Origin of the sequence: Promicromonospora sukumoe (assembly GCF_014137995.1) — a bacterium.
Lineage (GTDB): Bacteria > Actinomycetota > Actinomycetes > Actinomycetales > Cellulomonadaceae > Promicromonospora > Promicromonospora sukumoe.
In genome coordinates this window covers 1,870,339-1,893,231 of record NZ_JACGWV010000001.1, presented here as the reverse complement: position 1 = coordinate 1,893,231, position 22,893 = coordinate 1,870,339, and the positions used below count along the sequence as shown (strand labels likewise).

The 22,893-nt window shown below is 67.8% G+C and carries 18 protein-coding genes; 12 read left to right on the top strand and 6 right to left on the bottom strand.

Going from position 1 to position 22,893, the window contains the following annotated elements:
- Window positions 1-319 precede the first annotated feature (319 nt).
- Window positions 320-1,207 (top strand): helix-turn-helix transcriptional regulator, encoded by an 888-nt coding sequence (locus tag FHX71_RS08350; protein ID WP_182615256.1) that lies wholly within the window; start codon window positions 320-322, stop codon window positions 1,205-1,207.
- Window positions 1,208-1,886: 679 nt separating this feature from the next.
- Window positions 1,887-2,735 carry an MHYT domain-containing protein gene (locus FHX71_RS08345; RefSeq protein WP_246402377.1) on the top strand — a complete coding sequence of 283 codons (849 nt, stop codon included), beginning with the start codon at window positions 1,887-1,889 and terminating at the stop codon, window positions 2,733-2,735.
- Window positions 2,736-3,570: 835 nt separating this feature from the next.
- Here the strand turns inward: FHX71_RS08345 and FHX71_RS08340 are convergent.
- Window positions 3,571-4,476, bottom strand: a complete 906-nt coding sequence (locus FHX71_RS08340; protein ID WP_312876970.1) for a class I SAM-dependent methyltransferase — start codon at window positions 4,474-4,476, stop codon at window positions 3,571-3,573.
- Window positions 4,477-4,566: 90 nt separating this feature from the next.
- On the opposite strand from FHX71_RS08340, the gene FHX71_RS08335 reads away from it, so the two are divergent.
- Both FHX71_RS08335 and FHX71_RS08330 read left to right on the top strand, forming a co-directional pair.
- On the top strand, window positions 4,567-5,064 hold the full coding sequence (locus tag FHX71_RS08335) for an ArsR/SmtB family transcription factor (RefSeq protein ID WP_182615255.1): 498 nt from the start codon (window positions 4,567-4,569) through the stop codon (window positions 5,062-5,064).
- A 966-nt stretch (window positions 5,065-6,030) separates the two neighbouring features.
- Window positions 6,031-6,387: a DUF2255 family protein gene (locus tag FHX71_RS08330; RefSeq protein ID WP_182615254.1), complete on the top strand. Its 357-nt coding sequence runs from the start codon at window positions 6,031-6,033 to the stop codon at window positions 6,385-6,387.
- 272 nt (window positions 6,388-6,659) lie between these two features.
- Here FHX71_RS08330 and FHX71_RS08325 read toward each other — a convergent pair whose 3' ends face one another.
- Entirely contained in the window at window positions 6,660-8,615 is a 1,956-nt protein-coding gene (locus tag FHX71_RS08325; RefSeq protein ID WP_312876969.1) for a SigE family RNA polymerase sigma factor, read from the bottom strand.
- 817 nt (window positions 8,616-9,432) lie between these two features.
- Here FHX71_RS08325 and FHX71_RS08320 point away from each other — a divergent pair.
- The 4 genes from FHX71_RS08320 (at window position 9,433) to FHX71_RS08305 (ending at window position 12,757) form a co-directional block, all read left to right on the top strand.
- Window positions 9,433-9,996 carry an AAA family ATPase gene (locus FHX71_RS08320; protein WP_182615252.1) on the top strand — a complete coding sequence of 188 codons (564 nt, stop codon included), beginning with the start codon at window positions 9,433-9,435 and terminating at the stop codon, window positions 9,994-9,996.
- Entirely contained in the window at window positions 9,993-10,520 is a 528-nt protein-coding gene (locus FHX71_RS30285; RefSeq protein ID WP_376770125.1) for a zf-HC2 domain-containing protein, read from the top strand. The genes FHX71_RS08320 and FHX71_RS30285 overlap by 4 nt, the downstream gene beginning before the upstream one ends.
- Before the next feature lie 96 nt (window positions 10,521-10,616).
- Window positions 10,617-11,039: an ArsR/SmtB family transcription factor gene (locus FHX71_RS08310; protein WP_182615250.1), complete on the top strand. Its 423-nt coding sequence runs from the start codon at window positions 10,617-10,619 to the stop codon at window positions 11,037-11,039.
- Window positions 11,039-12,757, top strand: coding sequence for a SulP family inorganic anion transporter (locus FHX71_RS08305; protein WP_182615249.1), 1,719 nt, complete (start codon window positions 11,039-11,041; stop codon window positions 12,755-12,757). The genes FHX71_RS08310 and FHX71_RS08305 overlap by 1 nt, the downstream gene beginning before the upstream one ends.
- 523 nt (window positions 12,758-13,280) lie before the next feature.
- Here FHX71_RS08305 and FHX71_RS08300 read toward each other — a convergent pair.
- On the bottom strand, window positions 13,281-14,393 hold the full coding sequence (locus FHX71_RS08300) for an amidohydrolase family protein (protein WP_182615248.1): 1,113 nt from the start codon (window positions 14,391-14,393) through the stop codon (window positions 13,281-13,283).
- 241 nt (window positions 14,394-14,634) lie between these two features.
- Window positions 14,635-16,257: a sensor histidine kinase gene (locus FHX71_RS08295; protein WP_312876968.1), complete on the bottom strand. Its 1,623-nt coding sequence runs from the start codon at window positions 16,255-16,257 to the stop codon at window positions 14,635-14,637.
- A gap of 173 nt (window positions 16,258-16,430) precedes the next feature.
- On the opposite strand from FHX71_RS08295, the gene FHX71_RS08290 reads away from it, so the two are divergent.
- The 3 genes from FHX71_RS08290 to FHX71_RS08280 all read left to right on the top strand — a co-directional run bounded on the left by FHX71_RS08290 (window position 16,431) and on the right by FHX71_RS08280 (window position 19,551).
- Window positions 16,431-17,294: a universal stress protein gene (locus tag FHX71_RS08290; protein ID WP_182615247.1), complete on the top strand. Its 864-nt coding sequence runs from the start codon at window positions 16,431-16,433 to the stop codon at window positions 17,292-17,294.
- A gap of 1,155 nt (window positions 17,295-18,449) precedes the next feature.
- Entirely contained in the window at window positions 18,450-19,010 is a 561-nt protein-coding gene (locus FHX71_RS08285) for a hypothetical protein (RefSeq protein WP_182615246.1), read from the top strand.
- A gap of 358 nt (window positions 19,011-19,368) precedes the next feature.
- Window positions 19,369-19,551 (top strand): hypothetical protein, encoded by a 183-nt coding sequence (locus tag FHX71_RS08280; RefSeq protein ID WP_182615245.1) that lies wholly within the window; start codon window positions 19,369-19,371, stop codon window positions 19,549-19,551.
- A 12-nt stretch (window positions 19,552-19,563) separates the two neighbouring features.
- Here the strand turns inward: FHX71_RS08280 and FHX71_RS08275 are convergent, their stop codons facing one another.
- Window positions 19,564-20,424: a hypothetical protein gene (locus tag FHX71_RS08275; protein WP_182615244.1), complete on the bottom strand. Its 861-nt coding sequence runs from the start codon at window positions 20,422-20,424 to the stop codon at window positions 19,564-19,566.
- Between the two features lie 415 nt (window positions 20,425-20,839).
- On the opposite strand from FHX71_RS08275, the gene FHX71_RS08270 reads away from it, so the two are divergent.
- The gene (locus FHX71_RS08270; RefSeq protein WP_312876967.1) at window positions 20,840-21,403 is read left to right on the top strand and encodes a TetR/AcrR family transcriptional regulator; all 564 of its coding nucleotides are present in this window, start codon (window positions 20,840-20,842) and stop codon (window positions 21,401-21,403) included.
- 170 nt (window positions 21,404-21,573) lie between these two features.
- On the opposite strand, the gene FHX71_RS08265 is transcribed toward FHX71_RS08270, so the two are convergent.
- The gene (locus tag FHX71_RS08265; protein ID WP_182615242.1) at window positions 21,574-22,800 is read right to left on the bottom strand and encodes a cytochrome P450; all 1,227 of its coding nucleotides are present in this window, start codon (window positions 22,798-22,800) and stop codon (window positions 21,574-21,576) included.
- Window positions 22,801-22,893 lie beyond the last annotated feature (93 nt).

Genomic DNA, 22,893 nt, shown 5'->3' with positions numbered 1-22,893 from the left:
TCGTGGACCGGCTCGCCACGGCAAGCGGGACCTTCCGGCAGACATGGGCAGCTAGGGCGTCAAGGATCCCGACCACACCACCAAGCTGCTGTACCACCACGAGGTCGGCACGGTACAGCTGCGATTCGAGAATCTGGCACTGCCCTAGGACCCCGAAGTGCCGCTGGTCTTGTTCACGCCGAGTCCCGCAGCGGCGACTAGCACGACCACCCCACCGCGCACGATCTGGGCTGGTACAGGTCAGACACGAGCCCGAAGTGGCACTGGCGGTGCGTGCTAAGGGCATCCATTTCGCTGCTCTCGCGCGCACAATGAGGGGATGACCACATCGAACGGGCTGCGCGAATTCCTCACCTCGCGCCGCGCGCAGATCGATCCGGCCATGGTCGGGCTACCGCCCTCACCCATCCCCCGCCGCGGCCGCGGCCTGCGCCGCGAAGAGGTCGCCGCGCTGGCCGGGGTCAGCGTCGACTACTACGCACGCCTGGAGCAAGGTCGGATCGGGAACGTCTCCGACCAAGTCCTGACCGCCGTCGAGAACGCACTCCAGCTCGACCCACTTGAGCGCGAGCACTTGCGCACCCTCATCGGTAGCGCACCCACCAGTCCGCAACCGGCCAGTCCCACACAGAGGCCGAAAGTCCGGATAGGCCTGAGAACCTTCATCGACGCGATCGACCCCGTGCCCGCGATGCTGCAGGGACCGCGCATGGACGTACTTGCGTGGAACCGGGCGGCGACCGTCCTGCTGGCCGACTTCGGCGCCATGAAACCAGCCGACCGCAACATCGCCCGGTGGCTGTTCCTGGACCCTACGACCCGCACCCGCTACCCGGACTGGGAGTCGATCGCGGCGCCCACGGTCGCCGCCTTGCGCGCCGCGTACAACCCCGGAAAGCCGGACGCGGCGCTGGAGAAGCTGGTCGGGGAGTTGTCGGTGGCCTCCGAGGAGTTCGCCCGGTACTGGGCCGACTACCGGCTGTTCAAGCACGCCCACGGCACCAAACGGATCTTCCATCCCACCGTCGGAGTGATGTCGCTGAACTACGAGACACTGCACCTCCCCGACTCCGGGGGCTTGTTTCTGTCCGCCTACACCGCCGACGTCGGCTCACCCTCGCAGGAGAAGCTGGACATCCTCATGAGCTGGGGCGACGACCCCGTGGACGCCGAGCATGCCACCGACGAACGCTCCCAGCGTGACTGAACCCGCATTCCACCGGACGCAAGCACCTCACCAGCAGCGACGCCACGATATCTGCTCTCGTCCAGGCCCGGCCGGACCACGACTCCCGGCCGTCCACTATTGCCATCCGCGCCTCCAGATCCAGGCAAAGGCCTCCGGATCAGCACGGCCCGAGGTGATTCCGACGTCGTCAGGGCGCCGATCGCTCGGAAGGAGCGCCGCCAGCACGAGACGCTGCCGAAGCTGTCGACCTGACCGGCGCACACTTCGGGTCACACTGGAACGTAACTGGTAAGCACCACGACCGGTCATCAGGCCTGTCGAGGCGTGTGACTGCATGAGCGCCACCACACCACGAGGCGAATCCGTGCAGCGCCGAAGTAGCGGCCCGCCGGTGCGGGAGGCAACGGGTGAGAGTCGAAGGCCCGTCGGCGACGGACCTGGACCGTCAGGTCAGCTTGAAGAAACCCACGCTTGGGGTACATCGAGCCGGGCGACCGCTCCGCCGATGGTCACCGCGCTGCCACGGCCGGGCCGAATGACAGCCTTCCTCACACGTTTCCGCCTCGACAAGGCACTCGCTGCGGATTCTCCCATCACGCGCGCAATATCCCTTAAGCGGTGAGATCTGCCTATTGTTCGTGCAGGCTGAGTTTGCTTCCGCGGTTCACGGGACCATTGTGAGGGGCTGTTCAACAAGATGCCATTGATCGACCACTTCACCTTCGGGATCGTGACGCCCATCCTGGCGTTCGCGATCTCGTGCACCGGCGCAGCGACGGGTCTTGCGTGCACGTCCCGGGCCCGAGCGGCCTCCGGCGGCGCACGCGCGGCGTGGCTCGTCTTCGGTGCCGTCGCCCTCGGCGGTACCGGGATCTGGGTGATGCATTTTGTCGCCATGCTCGGCTTCTCCGCCTCCGGCGTGACCATTCGGTACAACATCCCCGAAACCCTCCTCAGCGCCGCCATCGCGATCGTCGTGGTCGGCGCAGGCCTGTTCATCACCGAGCTGGGCAAGCGCAAGCTGCCGGCGATGCTCGTCGGCGGCGCACTGGCCGGGGCCGGCGTCGCGGCCATGCACTACATGGGCATGGAAGCCATGGAGATGTCCGCGCAGATCGTCTACAACCCGGTCTACGTCATCGCCTCGGTCGTCATCGCGATCGTGGCCGCCACCGCGGCGCTGTGGTGCACGGTCCACATCCGCGGCACGCTCGCGACCATCGTCGCGACCCTGGTCATGGGGATCGCGGTGACCGGTATGCACTACACCGGCATGGCCGGCGTCTCCGTCGTCAACCCCATAGCCGAAATCCCTGCAGGCACCTCAGCAATGCAGTTGCTCGTTCCAGTCGTCATGGCCGTCAGCGTCGTGACCTTCCTCCTCATCCTCGCAATCGGCCTATGGCCTTCCGAGGACGAGTTCCGGACTCAGGCCGAGTTCGAGAACCGGCTCAAGATGGAGCGCGAGCACCGGCGCATGGTGAGCCTCACCAGCACGCCACCAACGAGCGTGGCACAGCTCGAGCACCTGGACCGCCGGCGGTAGGCCGCCACCCCGCGCAGCCAACCATGCAGACCATGCATCCCGGATCCCCCAAAGCTGGTCGGCGAGTCAGGTCCCAACGAAATACGCCAGCAGGTCGAGGGTTGCTGACCAGGGCCCGACAATCATCGAAGTCCCCCGTCGGCATCAGCCTTCGTGACGTCCACCAGATAGCCGGCTCGTCCCGTTGACGTCACCCGCAGGGCGCGACTTGAGTCAAGGTCGAGAGTCTCTTCCCGCGGAGCTGCCTCTGAGAGAGCGAAGACTTCTTCCGACCGAGGACCCAGCCACAGCAACGCATCCTGGTGCTGGTGCAGGACATAGACGGTGATGGATCAGCAGCGGATGAGCGCGGCCTTGGGCCGTTGGCTGTGGTCATCGGTGATCCGACGATGGCCGTCGTCGTGACGAGTTCATCTTCGTCCTAAGGCGTCGCGCAGAGACCCTGGTCCGCCCGCCTCGACTGACGGAATCTACCGGCAAGGAGTGTCCGTTCGTCGCGGCGGGCGGCAGTTTCCACCTTCGCACAGGGTGACCGCAGCACGCATCCTCCGTCTTGAGGCGCACGTCGATTGTGCAGCCATCCGCCCTGGGAACTGACCGCTGGGTCAGGCTGGTGTGGGCGATGGAGCACTGGTGCACAGTTCGACACGACAACCCGGCAGTCGTGGCACTGCGGAGGTGCGTGGACATGGCCCGGGCCTCCGCCATGTAACCAGACACGCCCTCCTCCGAGATTTCCAGGGCCCGAGCGTTCGCCCGGACTGCCGCGGTTGCCGCCAACTACCTCCGGGCCTGCGATCTGCACCGTTGTGGCTCCGCGGCAGTGCGGGACCGGTCATGCCTTCGTGAGGACGAAGAACAGGAAGCACAGGAACTTGCCCGACTCCTTCTGGGCGAAGACCTCAGGGAACCGTTCGCGGGCGCCCGGTGCCGGAGGCGGTTCGCTGATGACGTCGATCCGGAAGCCCGCTGCGGTGAACGCGTCGGTGATTGCGTGCAGCGGTCGGTCCCAGAAGGTCATCAGGTTTTTCGTGCCGCCGAGTTCCCACCACTGGGAGGCGGGGCGGGTGGCGAAGTAGTCGGTTCCGGGCGGCGCCGTCAGGTGGCTGACGAAGGGGTGGTGGACGGACCCGATGAGGCGACCGCCAGGCTTCAGCACGCGGCGCAGCTCGGCCAGCGCGGTCGTCCAGTCCTCCAGGTAGTGCAGGACCAGGGAAGCGACGACGTCGTCGAAGCCGGCGTCGGGGAACGGCAGCGGCCCGCCCAGCTCGGCCTGTTCCAGCACCACGCCGTCGCCGAGCCGCCGCCGGGCCAGCGCCAGCATCGCGGCGCTGGAGTCGAAGCCGGCCACGACGGCGCCGCGCTCGCGCAGGTCCGCAGCCACCGGGCCGGCGCCGCAGCCGGCGTCGAGGATCCGCCGGCCCACGACATCGCCGGCCAGGTCCACGATCGCGGGTCTCGCGTAGTAGGCATTCAGGAGGCTGGTCTCATTCTCGGCCGCGTAAGCCTCCGCGAAACTGTCGTAGTCGTTGACCCCCTCCCTGGGCCCGGGGGGAGCTTCGACAGGGCTGACCCAAGACACCGCCTCCTCGTCCGGCGGGGCAACCGCCTGGTGTTCGGGGATCTCAGGAGCGGCGGTCCCGTCGGTCGTTCCGGGCTGGTTCGGCATGGTTGACCTCGATTGCTCGGGCCACGGCGGGCGTGGCGGGAGATCCGCGGATCCCTGGAAGACGAAGCGCACGACGACATCCTGAGCAAGTGATTGGGATTTGTCAATCACTTGTGGTCCGGTCCTGCGACGGGCACCTCGGTCTTCAGTAGGCTGCCGATCATGACCGAACGCCGGCCGGCGACCGACGCGGAAGCCAGGGCACTCGCCTCCTCCCTCCGCCTGCGCATCCTGCGGATTTGCGTGCGGCAGCCGCACACGAACAAGGAGATCGCGGCCATCCTCGGCCGGGACCCAGCCAGCGTGCTGCACCACACCAGAACGCTGGTCCGCACCGGGTTCCTGGAGGCGCAAGAAGAACGGCGCGGCGCACGCGGCGCACGCGAGATCCCTTATCTGGCAACACACAAGAGCTGGCACCTCGACGGGCCCTCACTGGACAAGTCGATGCTCGACGCATTCCTGGAGGAGCTCGCCCTGGTGCCGGCGACCGAGGCCGAGGGCATCAGGATGGCGCTGCGCTTGCCACCGCCGCAGATGGACGAGTTCCGCACCCGGCTCAAGGACCTGCTGGACGAGTTCGCCGCCCGCCCGGATGACCCGGCCGCGCCGGCCTGGTCGCTGTTCATGGTGGTGCACTCCGACCCGAACCGGCCCTGACACCGTCCGATGCTTACCCCGGCCCAGGCACAGCCCAGCAAGCCTGCCACCAGACAGCCACAGAATCCTCCGGGCGACCGAGACCCGTCTCCGCCCCAGCGATCGTCACAAAGATGCGAAACGTTGTGCTGCAGGCACGACGACGCTGCCGTAACGCCTACCAGACCGGCACACACCTCATGACACACTGAAAGGGAGCCGGTAAGCACTGCGATCCGGTCACCGGGCATCTCAATCGCGACCAGGGCGAGGCCGCGGTTGAGATGCCTGATCGCGGTCAAGTGCGTGCCGACGACCCATGGATCTAACAGCTCGGGCCCCAAGCCCGAGAGACGGCGGCCCCGCCGAGGGCGCATGACCGTGGCGGTGATCTGGGCGAGGCCGTCCAGCTTCCTTGCTCGTAGATCTCTCGTCCCACAAGCAGCACCCATGACGCCCGTGCTCGGCACACGACGCCCGTACCTCTGCGGCTTCGAACAGCTTCCCATGAGACCAAGAGACTGGACGCCCGAGCGGACCGGCGGACCGCTGCGGGCACCCGGTCGCCAGGAGCGACAACGGCCCCACGGCACCTATGCACCTCGCTGCCCTCGCTCGTACCGGGAAGTCGAGGTTCGTCGACGACCGCCAGGTCTGCTCCTCGCTCGTCGTCCCCTCGGTAGCACGGTCGTCTTCGCCCGCGCTTCCCGCAGATCGACGCCGGAGCGCTCTCTGCCCTGGTCCCCGACGTGTTTTCCTGTTCGGTCGACATGGTGCAAAAGCCCTTCGTGCTTCGGCTGCCAGCTCGCCCATGTCTTCGACCAGCCACCGCGCAGAGCCAACGTCACCATCAACGGAGCGCGACCCCGGCCCTCAGCGCCGGGCCATTCACGGCAAGAATCCAAGTCAGGCATGCCGGTTTCGCGCCGGTGAGCGAGTGCGTTCGGGAGTGCGTATGGTGCAGACGCCCGACATCGAGGAGGTTCGATGATCACCTGGACGGGCCCCGAACTTGACTCGCTCGGCCGCGCCCGCGTGGTGCGCATGGCAGGTCGTCGCAGTGACGGATGGCTTCACACCCTCGTACAGGTTTGGCACGTCGTGGTCGACGGCGGCCTCTACGTCCGCTCCGCCAGCGGTGCCGAGGACCTGTGGTACCGCGGGGCGTCCGCGCATGCCGATGGTGCGATCCGGTGGGATGGTCTCGTCCGCGAGGTCACCTACACGCTCGATGTTGACCACTCGGCGCAGATCAGCGCCGCCTACGAGGCGAAGTACGGTACGGGCCCGGAGGCACCCACAGCGCCTGGTCGGTGTGACACGGTTCGGATCCAACCACGCTGATGCCACGGCGCTGACCGGTCGCTCGACCGGCGAAGCTTTCGCCTGGTCGGTGGGCCCGCGGCGGGGCCTGCAGGTCAAGCAGATGACGTCGCAGTCACCCGGAACGCGCGCGGAGACGGGCTGGCGAGTGTTGCAGGTTTCCCCGCCGGGCCCAGCACGACGTGTTAACCGCTGAACTGGCCTGTGGGAACTCCCCTGGTGCTCACACTTGTGCGCCTCGGAGCGTGTCGTTCCGCGGCCTGGTACCTGGTGTCCTTGGATGTTTCGCTGGCTCAGTCACGCCCCAGGGTAGGGACCACCGCGGCCTCGACGAGCCACTGGCGTGCGCCCGCGTCCTCGAGCCATGCGGTGCGCTCGCCGGACAGGCTCGCCGCCACCGAGCCGCCCGGGTAGCGGGCGAGGTCCGGGCCGTCGTAGCCGGATGCGGACGCCGTGGCACGGTACAAATAGGACGTGTCCGCGGGGTTATCGGACGCGGTGTCCGTGCTGGTCCAGGAGAGCAGGCTGCCCGAGGCGCGCAGGTCGTCAACGACGCCGCCGTCGAGCCGCACGACGCTGTCACCGTCACCGGTGCGATCCAGGGCGTAGAGGGTGCCACCGGTACGGGCGTCGGCGGGTACGACCGTCCATGCGACGACGTCATCCGAGACAGCGGCGGCGGCGACCTCGGCGGAAGGGTCGTGTTCGATCTCGACCAGCACGGTCCCCGTGACGTCCGCGCCCGTGAGGTCGTCGAACACCCGGATCGTGGTCGTGCTGGTCCCGCCGCCCCCTGGGTTCCGGACCGCGGCAATCACCTCGTCCTCATCGGCAGCGAGCGCAGTAACCCCGGCCGCGAGTTCGGCCGGGGTGCCGTCGCCGTCGAGCGTGGTGGCGAACAGGCGGGTGTCGTCGGCCGTGGGTCCGGCGGTCCACAGGGCGTGCTCCCGGGTGGTCGCGATCAGCCATAGTCGTTCCTCCGTGGTGGCCAGGGGGTCGACCACTGTGGTCAGAAATCCGCGGGAGTCGATCAAGGTGCGCACGAAGCTCGCGCGGGGCGAGGTGTTCTTGGCCGCGTACTCGCTCCAGACCACCCTGTTGCCGGTGACGGTGAGATCGGTCGGGGTCACCGTGGCGCCCTGGTACGACGTCAAGCTGGAACTCGAACTGCTTGTGCCCAATGCCCAGGAGTTTTGCACGATGCTTGGGCTGCCGGTCTCGCGGTTCTCGCCGAACTGCCAGAGCAGGCCCGCATCGGTCAGCCCACGGGGCTCGGGCAGCGATTCCCCGTCAGCGGAGACCGGCACCCCCGACTGGTCGCGATAACCGGGCGTCGACGGTTCAACGTCGACGTCGTAGCAGCTCAGAGAGCGCGCGTCAGCGGCGTCGACCACGACGGGATCGCGCAACGGGCCGACATCCTCGCCGGCCTCCGGAGCACGGGTCGGCGTGGGCCCGGGCAGCTCCTCAGGACAGACGACAGGTGCGTTCCCCGTCGGGTCCAGGTCGGGCCCGGGGATGCGGCCGTCCAGCAGTCGGGCGATGAGTTCCCCGCCCGGGAGCACCACCGGGCCGACCCAGGGCAGCGTGACCGGCCCACGCGTCAACACCCCGAGCACCAGCAGGACCGCCACGCACACGGTCCCGACGGCCTGCCGCGTCCGGCGTCGCCGTAGCGCGGCCCGGCTCCGGTCGAGCACGGCCTTCTCGTCGACGACGACCGGTTCGACCACCTCGGCCTGCGCCACCAGCAGGTCTCGCAGGCGGGCCAGCCCGCGCGAGTTCGCCGCCTTGACCGTGCCGACTGCGATACCGAGCTCGCGAGCGACCTCCGCCTCGGGCAGGTCCAGCAGGTGCCGCAGCACCACCACCCGCCGCTGGTTGAGCGGCAGCCGGGCCAGGCCGCGGACCAGCTCGTCGCGCAGCACCACGTGCCCGGCATGGTCCGACGTGGGTGGGATGGGGATGTTGTCGTCGCCCGGGAACGACTCTCGGTGTGCGTGGCGCCAGGCGTCGATGCGCAGGTTGACCAGGATCCGCCGGGCGTAAGCACGCTCCGTGCCCGGCTTGACCTTGGCCCAGGTGCGGTAGACCCGCTCGAACGTCGACTGCACCAGCTCCTCCGCCCGGTGCCGGTCCCCGCACAGCAGGTAGGCCGTGCGGTGGAGGTACGCGCTGGAGTCCCGCACGAACTCGGTGAACTCCGCGTCACGGGTCCGCGGCACCTCGACGCTCACGTCGCGCGCCACGCCAGGGTCCTCCGGTCCGCTCGCCCCGTGTCTGCCCATGGTCGCCCTGCTCTCTGGCCTCACGTCTCGTGCCCCATGCCACCCACTACGGAGAGTCTCGACCAATGGTTGGCCTGGTGTCGCAAGTCGCAGGCCGAGTCACGTGCCTCTCGACTGGCGCGAAGCAGGACCGGCTCACGCTGCCGACCGCCTACACGGCCGACCGATGGTCACATCCTGGCCACACCGGGCTGCCCATCCCAAGCGGCCACCGGACCGGACCGGACCGCCGGGAGGCCAGAGGATGCCGGTCGACTGTTCCTGAAGACCCCACCACGGAGATCATCTCTATCGGGGCGCGTCTGTCGCCCGAGCTCTCGCACCTGCTTGATGATGCGGCCGAGCCGATGTTCACGACCTGACGGTGCTGCTGGACGCGTGCACGTCCTCCTGGGAGTGACCGACGCGCACCCCGCGGAGATCTCATCATTCGCCACCGCCGACTGCTCCCCGCAGACGGAACTCCTCGTACAGGCAAGCATGCTCCATGGCGACGCTCACGCCGGCGGCCAGCGCCTCCAGCAGCCGCTGATCCTCCTCGGTGAAGACACGACCGTCCTCGACCTCAGTGAGATACAGGTTGCCGGTGTGTCAGCCTGGACGGGACACGGCACACGGTCCAGATCAAGAGCCGTACATGAGCCAGCCGCACCGCATCGGCCGACCCCGTTGGGTACGGCGCCTACCAGGGGAAGTAGCAGCCGGCTCTGGGAGCGACGACCAGGAGGCCACACCAAAATTACCTAGCCATCTTGCGTGGTGCTGCGAGGCTGGTCGGATGACTGCTGCACGCTCGCTGCCCGGCTGCTTGCTGATCACCGGGACGCCAGGAGCCGGGAAGAGCACCGTGTCGCGACTGGTCGCCGAACGGTTGCCGTATGCCGCCCACGTGGACGGTGACGTGTTCGGGATCATGCTCGCCAGCGGTCGGGCACAGATGCTCGACGCGCAGGGCAGGTGGAACCCCGGGCCTGTGGGACAGCGTCAGCTGCGGTTGCGGATGATCAACATCTGCTCCGTGAGCAACAACTTCGCCGCGGAGGGAATCACTCCCGTGATCGACACCGTGGTCGAGACCCAAGAAGAGCTGCGTTTCATCGCCGACCGGTTGGTGGCACGCCCGTTGATGCTGGTGGTGTTGTGCCCTCCGCTAGATGTCACTCGTCACCGGAACGCGACCCGGACGCCCGAGACACGCACGACGTACGACGTCGCGCCGCTGGCCCGTAACCAGCGGCTGGAACTCGGCGATATCGGCTGGTGGCTCGACTCAGGAGACCTCAGTGCACCGCAGACAGCAGACCAGATCGTGGCCGACCTGCTCGACGAGCAACCCCGATGAAGCCACGAGCACTGGCTGACCATGCAGCGGCCCGTGAGCCCGACCAGGCCCATCCAGCACGTGGACGACTGGCGTCGCGTCCAGGATGCCCTGGTCACGGTTGGTATCACAGCGGACAGGTGCCACCTCTTGTCGTGCAGGGATCTGTCCTGGCAAGCAGGAGAGCCCCCGGCGCGCAGGAAGGGTGGTCTCGTTTGGCAACGCTGAACCGCCGTTGGGCAACCGTTTCAGCCCTCCGATCTGCGCTCGACGCCGTCGGAAACGGGCGACCGAACCCCGGCGATCAGCGGCACCGAGTGATCCCACCCGAGTGCCGCGCTACCCGTGCCGCCCTGTCCGACTACCTTCATGGGCTTCTCCTGCCTCGTCGCCAGCACAACCTGGAAGCGCACCTGTATGCCTGCCCCGGGTGCATCCGTGCCTTCACTGACGTTCGCACGACCGTCTGGGTCCTCAAGAGGCTGAGCAGCGCTCTCGTTGCCACAGGTCATCAGGGTGGGCGACACCGTCGCCCAGAGCGCTGACGCAATACCGAACCGCAGACGGCCGCTCCGTGACACAGCCGCCCGTCCACGAGGCGTCCTTGGCAGAATGGTTTCAGCAACTGCTAAAGTGGCTCGATGGACGCGCAGCCCCTCTATGCGATCAAGGCGGAACTCTTCAAGAGTCTGGCTCATCCCGCGCGGATCCAGGTGCTCGAGGTGCTCGCAGCCGCCCCGGACCTGACCGCACCGGTCTCCCGCCTGCTGAAGGTGACCGGCGCAGAACCGTCTGCGCTGTCCCAGCACCTCGCGGTCCTCAAGCGAGCGGGAGTGGTCGCCTCGACGCGTTCGGGCAACGCCGTGGAGTACCGGCTCGCCGAACCCCTGGTCGCGGAGCTGCTCCTGGTCGCGCGCGCCTTCCTGCTACGGCGGCTGGTCGGCCTGGACCACGACGAACGGCTCGCCATCGCGCGCCGCCTACCCACCCTGCCCGGGGCGAGCGCCCGGGCGGTCCTGGAGGTGGCTCTTGCCGAGGCCGCCCCGACCGAGACGGCACAGTGATGACAGTCCGCGACGCCCTGGCCCGGCTGGACGTACGCGACCTGCTCCCCCGGCGGGGTGACTACGACCTACGGCCCCGGACGATCGGAGCCGACCTGCTCGCCGGACTGACCGTGGGTGTCGTCGCGCTGCCCCTCGCGCTCGCCTTCGGCGTCAGTTCCGGTGTCGGGGCGGCTGCCGGGCTGGTCACGGCTGTCATCGCGGGCATGGTCGCGGCGGTGTTCGGCGGTTCCCGGTTCCAGGTCTCCGGCCCGACCGGCGCCATGGCCGTCGTGCTCGCGCCGATCGTCATCGAGCATGGACTCGCCTCGGTCGCGCTGGTCACCGTGCTTGGCGGGCTGCTCGTGGTGATGGCGGGACTGCTGCGGCTCGGGCGAGTGGTCACGTTCATCCCGTGGCCGGTGGTGGAGGGGTTCACGCTCGGTATCGCAGCGATCATCTTCCTGCAGCAGGTCCCCGCCGCCGTCGGGCAAGACGCAGCCGTCGGAGGAAACACCCTGGTCACGGCGGTGCGTGCGATCACAGACGCGGCCCTGGCCCTCGACTCACTTGCTCTGGATGCGACCACGCTCTGGTCGCTCGCGGTCGTGGCACTGGTCGCCACGATGATGATGGTCCTACCCCGCCTGCACAACGCGATCCCCGCCTCCCTGGTGGCCGTTGTGGTCGCGACCGTGCTTGTCGAGGCCATGGGCGCGCCGATCGCCCGCATCGGTACCCTGCCGGACACCCTCCCGGTCCCGGTCCTGCCCGGCATCAGTTCGTCCGCCGTTGGAGACCTGCTGAGTGCGGCCGTCGCGATCGCGGCGCTGGCCGCTATCGAGTCGCTGCTGTCCGCGCGCGTCGCCGCGTCGATGGCGCCAGGCGGCTCGGTCTACGAACCCGACCGCGAGCTGGTCGGGCAGGGTCTCGCCTCTGTCGCGTCCGGCTTGTTCGGCGGCATGCCCGCCACCGGCGCGATCGCTCGCACCGCGGTCAACGTCCGCTCCGGAGCCCGCACCCGCCTGTCCGCCGTCGTGCACGCGTTGGTCATCCTCGCAGTGATCTACCTCGCCACCGGACCCGTGGGGCGCATACCGCTCGCGGCGCTGGCAGGCGTGCTCATGGTGACGTCGTTCCGCATGATCGGTGCCGGAACCATCCGGTCCGTCCTGCGCTCGACCCGGTCCGACGCCGCCACCTTCGTCGTCACGGCCGTCATCACCGTCGGGCTCGATCTCATCGAGGCCGTGCAGATCGGGCTGGTCGTCGCGGCCTTCTTCGCGCTGCAGCGTCTGGCGCGCGCCTCGTCCGTGCACCGCGAGCCGCTACCGGGCGTCGCGCACGAGGGCGACGAGCACGTTGCGCTGTTCCGGCTGGACGGCGCCATGTTCTTCGGAGCGTCCGACCGGATCCTCAGCGAGGTCACCGACGCCTCGGTCCGCGAAAACGTCCTGGTCGTCATCCTCCGCCTGTCCCACCTGGGCATGGTCGACGCCACCGGAGCGAAAGCCCTCGCGGATCTCGTCACAGCACTCGAACAGCGCGGCATCACGGTGCTGGTCAAGGGCGTCCAGCCCCGGCATCACAAACTCATGGCCACCGTCGGCGTGCTGGACGAACTACGTCACGAGAACCACCTGTTCACCACCCTGAACGACGCCGCCGCGCACGCACGCTCTCACGTGCTGCGCGCGGCGCAGGGCACCGACGTCCCACAACTCGACGGACGCCGGTGACGGCATGCCGGATCTCGACTGACCGCCCGTAAGTTCCTGGCACGCTGGGACCGCACCGCCCAGCAGATCGCCGACCATCTTGTCCAGCCTGTCGACTGTGGAGATCGCTCGGTGCCGACCTCGTCCGAGTCCTTTTGCGGTACTCACAACGTGAGCACCGCAATGGGTCTCGAGGGCACTCGCCGGCATCGCTGCCACCGTGCCGGATTCGCTAGAGCTGACCTTGAGTCCATTTGAGATGGCTAGCGCACGAGGCCAGCGCGGTACGGCGCAGGGCGACCGGCCGCCAAGACGCAAGACATCGGTGCCATCCTCGCCAGTGCTGGAGCCGGTGTTCGAGACTGAACTCAGCGACTGCGCCGGACCTGTGGCGCAGCTACGCGCGCTCCTGCTCGACGGGCCACGGACAGCAGGACAACACGAACAGCCGGTGTCCGCGCCGCCGCTGGAGCAGCCCCGGCACAGGTGCGTTTGCGGACAGGTATACGACCTGACGCCCACACCGTCCCAGGGCCGTGCCACGTCACCCGCGCGACGCTGTCGGCTCGTCCCGCGAAATTCCATCTGTTGTGGGGTACCTGACGCCGTCGATCCAAACACCTGCGATCCTTCGCGTCGAGGTGATGTCCGTGGTGGGGTCCCCATCAACGAGGAGCAGGTCTGCGCGAAGGCCCGGTTCGACCGAGCCACGGTCATCGAGCCCGAACAGGTCAGCCGGAACACTGGTCGCGGCGTTCAACGCCTCCACGGGTGTCAGCCCGGCGTCAACCAAAAGTTCCAGCTCGTGGTGAAGAGAGGTACCGAGCGGGATCGTCAGCGGGACATTCGGTGCGTCCACGGCGTCGGTCCCCGCAGCGATCGGGGTACCGGCCCGGTGAAGTGCAGCGACCGAGTCACGCGCCACCTCGTACGACGAGCCGGGCAGCGCCATCGTGCCGGTGAGGGCTTCGGACACGGTCAGTGTCGGTATGGCTGCTGGTGTCCTGCGGGCAAGTCCGTGCGCCACCGGGGACCTGGTTGGGACGTGCGTGATGATGTCCGCTCCTGCGGCCACGGACATCTTGAACGACTCGATGTGGCTGGCGTGAGCGACGACGACTCTGCGTGCTTCGTGCGCGGCCGTGACGATCGACCCGACAACGTCCGGCGCGGGACCCCCGTGGCCTCGTGGCTCGGTGACGATCTTGATGAAGTCGGAGCCATCGATCAGACGCCGTCGAACCTCCGTCACCGCTTGGTCGGGTTCAGACACGACGGCATGTGACGGCATCCCGAACCGGGCATGCGGACCGGCTGATCCGATGAAAGGCACGCCCGCACTGAAGATGCTCGCCGTTCCACGCACCGCACGCAACGCGGCCGTGCGGGCGGGCGGCCACGACGCCATGTCGATCCCCGTGGTCACGCCGTACCTCGCGAGCGCATCGAGATCTCGACGGTTGGTGATGTGCACGTGCGCGTCGATGAGCCCCGGGATCAGTGTCTTGCCTTCGCCGTGGACGACTTCCGCATTATTAGGAGCGGGACCGCGACGCCGGATACGGGCTATGACGCCGTCCTTGACGATGACCGAGACCGGATCGCTGAGGCTGTCGTCGACCAGGAGACATACGTCGTTGAAGTACGTGACGGTCATGTTGCTGCCTCCAGGTCCCGGTCGTCGCGCACCGCACCTGGTCTTGGCAAGTCCCAGCCTCGCCCCGGCACGGGTATAACTGGCCGAGAGGCGTGGAGCTTCATGAGGAGGAGGCTGACTCGTTCACAGCCGGTGTCGTAACCCCTAGGAACTCGACCGTTCCTGAGCACAATACGACGGGTTGTCCAGATCCTCGGTCCCGGTACTGGGAGGCTTCAGCAGCCTCAGGGCGCCCAGCCGCCTATGTGTTGGGTAGCGGCACCCGCCACTCCAGCCGGGTACCTCCAGCGCTACCTGGCCCGACGCTGAGCGCTCCACCGAGATCGGCTGCTCGACGGGCAAGGTTTCGCAGGCCGCTGTGTACCGGCGTGCTGGGAAGGCCGACGCCGTCATCGACCACTGTGAGGAGGACGTCATCGGACACCGCTAGGCGTACCGAGACCGTTCGCGCGTGGGCGTGCCTGGCAACGTTTGACAGCGCCTCGCGCAGGACAGCGATGACATGCTCGGCGACGTCGGGCGGTATGGCGGTGTCTACTGGCCCGTCGAACCGTAGCCGGGGTGTGTAACCCAGAGGGCCGGTAGCGGTGTCGATCTCTGCGTAGACTCGCGAGCGCAGACCGATCTGCCGTGAGCTCGCACCTCCGGGTTGGAGGCGGTGGACGGTGGTCCGGATCAGGGTGATCGCCTCGTCGATCTCGTCGACTGCTTGGCTCACGCGCTGTGCGTGATCGTCGTCGAGATCGCGACCGGTCGCCAGCAGCGACAGGCCGGTCGCGTACAGGCGCTGGATGGCAAGGTCGTGCAGGTCGCGTGCGATGCGTTCACGGTCGCGCTGCACGGCATACCGCTCGACGTGCGCACGGTGCTCCACCAGTTCCAGCGCCACTGCTGCTTGACCGGCAAAGCCTTGTAGCGCCTCGACAACGAGGGGTCCGAATGGTGCCTTGCCCTCGTACCTCCCGACGGCCAGCACCCCGCGGGTGCTGTCTTGTTCACCCAGCGGCAGGATCAGGAGCGGACCGATCTGACGGCGCAGTTCGAAGGACAGCTGAGCGCGTTGATCCGCCATCGGATCCCCGGTGGAGATCAGTACCTCCGATTCGAACGCGGTGCTCAGGAACCTGTCTGGTGGGAGCATGACGCCGACCAGCCGCTCGGCTTCGGTGCCGGACGCGGACCGCACGACCAGGCGGTCTGACTCTGGCTCGGGCAGAGCGATGAGCGCCAGATCAGCGCCGGCGACTTGCAAGGCGTGATCGGCGACGAGGGCGAGCACGTCCGCCTGCGATCGACCGACGAGCACCCGGCGGGAGATCTCGTCGTTCGCACGCGCAGACCGCTCCCGCAGACGCGATTCCTCGTAGAGGTGGGCGTTCTCTATGGCAACGCTCGCGCCGGCGGCCAACGCCTGCAGCAGCCGTTGGTCCTCTGCGGTGAAGTCGCCACCGTCCTCTTTCTCGGTGAGGTAGAGGTTGCCGAATGCCGCGCCGTGCACGCGCAGGGGCGCTCCGAGGAAGGACCGCATCGGTGGGTGATTCGCCGGGAAGCCAACAGAGGCTGGGTGCTCGGAGAGGTCATGCAGCCGCAGCGGGACCTGGTGACGGATCAACTCACCCAGGATCCCGTGTCCCGTCGGGTACGGACCGATGGCACGTACTTGCGCTGCCGTGAGCCCGACCGTCAGGAATCGAGCGATGCGCCCGTCGTCGCCCAGGACACCCAGCGCGACGTACTGGGCGCCGACCAGGCGGGCCGCCATCGCGCTGATCTGGTTGAGTGTCGACTCAAGGTCCAGTCCGCGTCCGAGGTTCGCCAGGGCGTCGAGCAGCAGCTCGGATCGTTCGTCGGCATGCTCCGCCACGTGTCCTCCTGCCTCACGCCCCTGCGTGGTCCACGGTAGTCATGGCGGGACCTATGAACTACCGCAGTAAGGACCTTGGCCCGGTCAACACGGCCTTCCATCCCTTCCAGACACTGCTCGGATCATGGTGGGCTTGGAATCGACTCGAGGAGTGACGGACCGAGGAGAAGACCATGGGCAAGAGCTGGCAGCGCGGCATCGTCGTCGGTATGGACGGGTCTGAGCAAAGCCTGGCAGCCATGGACTGGGCCGTGCTGGCAGCAGACCGGCACGGCACACGGCTCACCGTGCTGAGCGCTTACGCCGCCCTGCCAGTGGCCGCGGCCGCGCTGGATACAAGCATCGCCGACCTGCGGTCCGAAGCCTGTAACGCGGTCGAGCACGCCGTAGCTCGGCTCGGTCGTGCCCGGCCCGGTGGACACACGGTCGAGCAACAGATCGTCCACGGTGACCCCGCATACATGCTGGCGCAGCGCTCCAGGACAGCTGACCTGGTAGTCGTCGGCAGCCGCGGGCTTGGTGCCCTGGACCGCGTCGTGCTCGGTTCTGTCTCCGGAACGCTCGCAGCGACCGCTGAGGGACCAGTAGCAGTAATTCCAACCGCTACGGGCTCTGGTGACCCAGGTCGGGTGGTGGTTGGCATCAGCACTGAGAACGCCGGCCCCCAGCTCGACCTAGGTTTCGCGGAAGCGCAGCAGCGAGCGTGCCCGCTGGTGGCGGTCCACGTGATGGAAACGGACCCAGCGGCGGCCCCCGACTTCGGCGGACCGAACGCAAGGCACGACGTGGACGAGCGCGACCAGGTACAGCGACAGGTCGCGCGCTGGGCTGAGAAGTACCCGTCAGTGACCCGGCACGTCGTCTTCAGGAGCGGCAACGCTCCGGACGCGTTGCTGGACGAGCTCGAGCCAGACGACCTAGCCGTTCTCGGCGGCCATGCGCACCCCTTGACGATGGGGCGCCTACGCTACTCGATCACAGACGCGATCGTCCGCCGGGCGCACAATCCCGTGATCGTGGCGCACCAGCAGGAGTGACCCCATCGAACACGCCCCTATGTAAAACGGCGATCCCGAGCTCGCAGGCGGTCTCCTTCTCCGGCAAGTGCAGCAGGTCGCGGGGCACCACGACCCGCTGTTGATAGATCGGCAGCTGCGCCAGCCCACGGACCAGCTCGTCGCGCAGCACCACGTGCACGGCGTGATCCGCCGCAGCGGCGACTGGGATCTTGTCGTCACCCGGAAGCGACTCGCGACGTGTGTGCCGCCGGCCATCGATCATCAGTTTCACCAGTTTCCGACGGGCATATGCGCGCTCCGTGCACAGTCGCACCTTGGCCTACGTGCGGTAGACCCGCTCGAACGTCGACTGGACCAGTTCCTCCGCCCGGTGCGGGACTCCGCACCACAGGTATGCGGTCCAATGCAGATACGGCCTGCACTCCCCGACGAACGCCGTGAACTCCGCGTCACGGGTCCACGGCACCTCGACCAGCAGACCGTGCCCCGCACCGCCGCCCAACGGCATGCCCGCCCCGAAGCCGTCCACACTTGCCCCGCTCGCACGTTGCGTTGTTGCGACGACCCGGTGCTCGGCCACCAAGCCCCGTCGGATGGCCAAGCCCTGCGCCTGCTGCGCAGGGACTGTTAACCCGGCGCAGGCTGTCAAGCGCCAGGAACCCCGAGGCTGCGACGATCGGCGCGGAGTTCGTCGCGGGTGGCGCCGTCCGCAGGCCGAGCTGCTGCTGGGTGCCCTGGCCTGCCACTCGCTCCAACCCCGACACCGCACGGTGCCCGCCGAGCTGGTCGACCTCCCAGAACCCACCCGTACGTGACGCGGCGCTCACGAAGCCGGAGGAGACAGGTTGGTTCGGGAAGCCGTCGACCTCATCCTCATCACCGCGACCGAGCGCGCGGACGAGCCCGGGTGCCCGGACTGCGCCCAGCGCGTCGCGCAGATTCGTCTCCGGCTAGGTGCCCTGACCCATCCAGCCCCGGTCACGCCCAATACAGGCTCGGGGCTGCGCACGGCCCCGCCCAACTGGTAAGCACGAGTAGCAGAGCGTGGAGGGCCTCGACTGCTGAACGTGGCGTTGGTTGCACACCTGGGTCTTCGACCGGCCAGCAGCAAGCGGGCCGGCAACCACCCCTGGGGCGCATCACTCCCCCGCGGACATGAGGAGAGGCCGGGCCATGACGGACCTGACTGCTGTGATTCGCAACGCGACCGTGCAGACCGCCGACCAGCTCATGCGGCAGACCGGGTTCTGCCCACCACCATCGGTCCACATGCTCACCGACGACCCCGACCACCCCTACCTCGGGTTCGTCTCGTGCCGCCTGTTCCGCGGGGGCACCGACGCGGCCACGGCGGTCACCGACCTCGGCCTGCTCCCGTCCGTGCTGGGCGCCAAGCGGCTGCTGGTGACATGGGAGGACTGCGACCTGCGCACCGCGCTGCAGCAGACCGGGGTCTCGTTCCCGACCGCGGTGGTGACGCTCGAGGCCACGATGAGCAAGCAGACCCTGGCGTGGCACCCGTTCGACGTGCAGGTCGGGCCACGGTCACCAGCTGGAGTCCCGACCACGGTGGCGCAGTGGCAGCCCACCACCTACGACACCAACGCCACAGTCCTGCCCTGCATCACCGGCCTGCTCGACCTGTGGCGACAGGCCCGGGACGGCAACGCCGGACAGACGATCAAGGGGCTGCGGCGGGCGGGGTACATGGTCAACCTCGCGACCCGTACCTGACAGGCTCATCGATCACGGTGCCCACGGTCGTCGACGACCTGCCCGCCACCGAGGACGCTCTGCCGCGGTTCGCGGCCGGTGAGAGTTCACCCGCACGCGCTCGGGTGAAAACCTGCGGGACGGCGGCCGGGTCGGCGTGCTCGTCTGGTGAAGTAGACCAAACCGACCTGGACTGGACATCGCCGATGAACCCCATACCCCAACTCGACCTGGACGCGAGCCGCTGGGCCAGCACGTTCCCCTGGCTCGAACTAGCACCAGAGGAACGCGAGACCCTGGGCCGTCTCAGCGACCCGGAGCTCGACCAGCTCGCGGTCTCGATCGCGCGCGTGTGCTCGAGAATGAGACAGACACGCCCTTGGACGAGCTGTTCCCGACACTGCCGCCCTCGTTCGAGCTGGAATCCCTGGCGTGGCCGTCACGACACCGCAACGTCCTACACCGCCACCAGCTCGCCCTGGCTGCCGACCTGGGCACGATCACGATCGCCCACCTGCTGAACACTCGAGCCGTCAGCACCCTGATCACCGATTCCCGATGAGCTCGCGTGACGCTACGCAGTCAGGCGCCGTATGACGGAGCCCAGACGTCGAGACCTCCGTTGTGTCCAGACGTCAGCCCGGTCCTGTAGCCAGGCGTACGCCGGCAGGCCGTCCCGGATGAAGTCCCGCAAGTGGTTGTGAGAGAGATCATCGGCCGCGAACTCATAGACTTCCTGAACACGGGGCAGCAGGACGCCGTAGTCGATGAGCCGACCCCAGAAGTTCTCAGCATCGAGGACCTCCTCGATCGTCTCCTCCTGAAGCGGGTACTCGTTGGGCAGAACGTTTCGCAACGACAGGTAGGAGTCGACACTTCGGGATCGTGGGTCACCGACGAGCCTCCCGAGGGGCCAGCAGTATCGCCCGAGTGCCAGCCTGGGGTTCAGCAGCATGCTGTGAACGAACAAGACACGGGCCAGGGTGACGTCCATGAAGAAGCGCTCCAGTGGCAGCTCTTCGTGGGCGAGTTCACGATAGTCGAGGTAGGCGTACGAGATGCTGGTGTTGTGCGCCCGGTACCACGACTGAGGCGTGGGGTGGTCGAGGAAGGCCAGCCAGCGGACCACAGCGGGTCCACTCGGCTGGCCGGTGGCACCAGTCACGAGGTGACGTGCCTCCCACGTGTCACGGAGCAAGCGTGCGTTGACCGCTCGCCACCAAGGGCTACCCGGCCGCGGCTCGTTCAGCGGCGCGAGGACGCCTCGTCGTAGCTGCCAGTCCATGAACGAGAGCTCGGCGCGACGGTAACGGCGGGTCGAGTGGCGTGAGGACCGATCGTCGTAGACGGCCGCCGCCAGTGCACGCCTGCGCACCGGATCGTCCTCGACCGCGCGCACCATGCGATGCGACAGCGTGGCTGCGTCGTCCGTCACGAGTGCGCTGATCTGTTCGTGCCCGCCGGCACCCGTGGCCTGGGGTGCCTGTCCCGCCGTCGTCCTCGGTTCATCGCGACGCCACGCTAGCGCACGCGTCGACAGGACGACCCGTGCGCCGTCGCCCCGAGACCGGCCAGGCGCGCGGACGAGCGGATCGGCTGCCCGTAGGGCCGACCGATCGGTGCGTCGACTGCGGTTGCTCGCCCGGAACTGCGTGCTGCGTGGCATCGTGGAGTGCGAGCGGATTATGACCGCTCAGGTGACTGCTACGTCCCGAGGGATCGCGCGGGCAGTCCTGTGCGGAAATATCCTTTCCGGGTGAACCGTTGCCGGGACATGCGGACTTTCCCAGATGATCCTGAAGTGTGGGTGGTTGTAGATGGCAGGTAGGGGCAGGCCCCGAGAATTTGACGTGGACCAGGCGCTGGACGCTGCCATCAACGTCTTCTGGAAGCAGGGGTACGAAGGGACGACACTCGACAACCTGACGACCGCGATGGGTATCAGTCGCCCGAGCTTGTACGCTGCCTTTGGCGACAAGGAAGCGACATTCAAGCGTGCCGTAGAGAGGTACTCGCAGGTCGACCTGAGCTACGTCGAGACGTCGCTGGCTCAGCCCACGGCTCTCGCCGTGGCCGCCGAGTATCTCCGCGGCCACCTCCGTGCCAGCACCAATCCGAACCGTCCGCCCGGGTGCCTGACCGTCCAGGGTGGTGTCTCCGGCTCGCAGGCCGACCAGCGCGTCGTGAAGTTCCTCGATGGCCATCGGGCTGCCGTGGAGGTACGACTGGCTGCACGCTTCAAGCAAGCGATCACGGACGGCGACCTCTCGTCCGAGGAAGACCCGGCCGACTTGGCCAGGTACCTGCTGACAGTGACCAGCGGTCAGGCCATCCAGGCGGGGGCCGGCGCAACTCGTGACCAGTTGTCGCGCGTGGCCGACCGCGCGCTGGCGGCCTTCCGTCAGGCAACCTGAGCGATGTTGACCCTGCAACGCTGACGGGAGCCACGCCATGTGGTGTGGGCCCCGTCAGTATCAACGACGCTCGATGTGGATCTCGTCGAGGCAAGGCCCCAGGCTTCGAAGCGGTGCCGTTGCGACCCAGGCCGCTGGGCAAGGTCCCTGCCCGCCCCCAGAGCTGTGACTTACCAGGTGACCGGAAGCTCGTGGATGCCGTAGGCGAGTGTGTCTGCCTTGAACGAGAGCTGCTCGACCGGTACCGCCGAGCGGAGGTCAGGGATGCGCCGCAGCAGCGTGTCGAACACGACCTGCAGCTCCAGGCGGGCCAGGTTCTGGCCGAGGCACTGGTGCGGGCCGTGGCCGAAGGCCAGATGGTTGCGGGCGCCGCGCTCGATGTCGAAAGCATCCGGGTCCGTGAACACCTGTGGGTCCCGGTTGGCGACGTTCGACAGGGCGAGGACGCCGTCGCCGGCCCTGATGATCTGGTCGCCCAGCTCGACGTCCTCGGTAGCGACCCGGGCCAGCACGTGCTCCGCGATCGTGAAGTACCGCAGCAGCTCCTCGACAGCGGGAGCTGCCTTGTCCGGATCGTGGAGTATCGCCGTTCGAGCGTTCGCGTCCTGGCTCAGCTGCAGCGCACCCAGCGCGATCATGTTCGCCGTGGTCTCGTGCCCTGCCACAAGCAGGAGGAAGGACAGACCGACCAGATCCGCGCGATCGACGGAGCCGTTCGCCTCCCGCTGCTGCAGAATCTGGCGGCTCAGCAGGTCGTCGGTGAGGTTCTTTTCCTTGGCCTTGAGCAGGGAGTCGAGGTAGCCGGTGAGCTCCTGCATGGCGCTTTGGGCGTTCTCAGTCGCCTCGGGTCCCTCCCCCTGCTTCACGACCAGGGCCGAACGGGTCTGGAAGAAATCGTGGTCCTCGAACGGCACACCGAGCAGCTCGCAGATCACCAGCGATGGGACCGGTAGGGCCAGTGCCCGGACGAGGTCGACCGGACGTGGTCCGGCCAGCATTGCGTCGATCTGCTCGTCGACGATCTCCTGGATGCGGGGCTTGAGCTCGGCCATGCGCCGATGCGTGAACTCTCCCAGGACAGCGCGGCGGGCCACGCCGTGCTCGGGTGCGTCCATCGCCAGCATCACCTTGGGCAGTGCCGCCTCGGGCTGCGCGGCGAGTTCTCCGTCCTGGACACCCACCCGGGGGAACTCAGGTCGCCCGCGGTTGGAGCTGAATCGGGCATCGGCCAGCACCCTGCGGATATCGCTGTGTCGGGCGATGACCCAGGCATCGCTCCCCGAGGGCAGTGTGACCCTGGTGACCGGAGCCTCCTGCTGTAGCCGGACGTGTTCCTTGTGCGGAGCGTACGGGCAGGTACGGGCAATCGGAAAAGCAGCTGCCGGCTCTGCGGGCATGGTTCGGTTCCTTCTGCTCGGGCTGTCGGGGCGGACGCACGTGATCACTTCGAGGCGCGCCGCACGGACCGGACCGGTCTACTGACGTCAGTG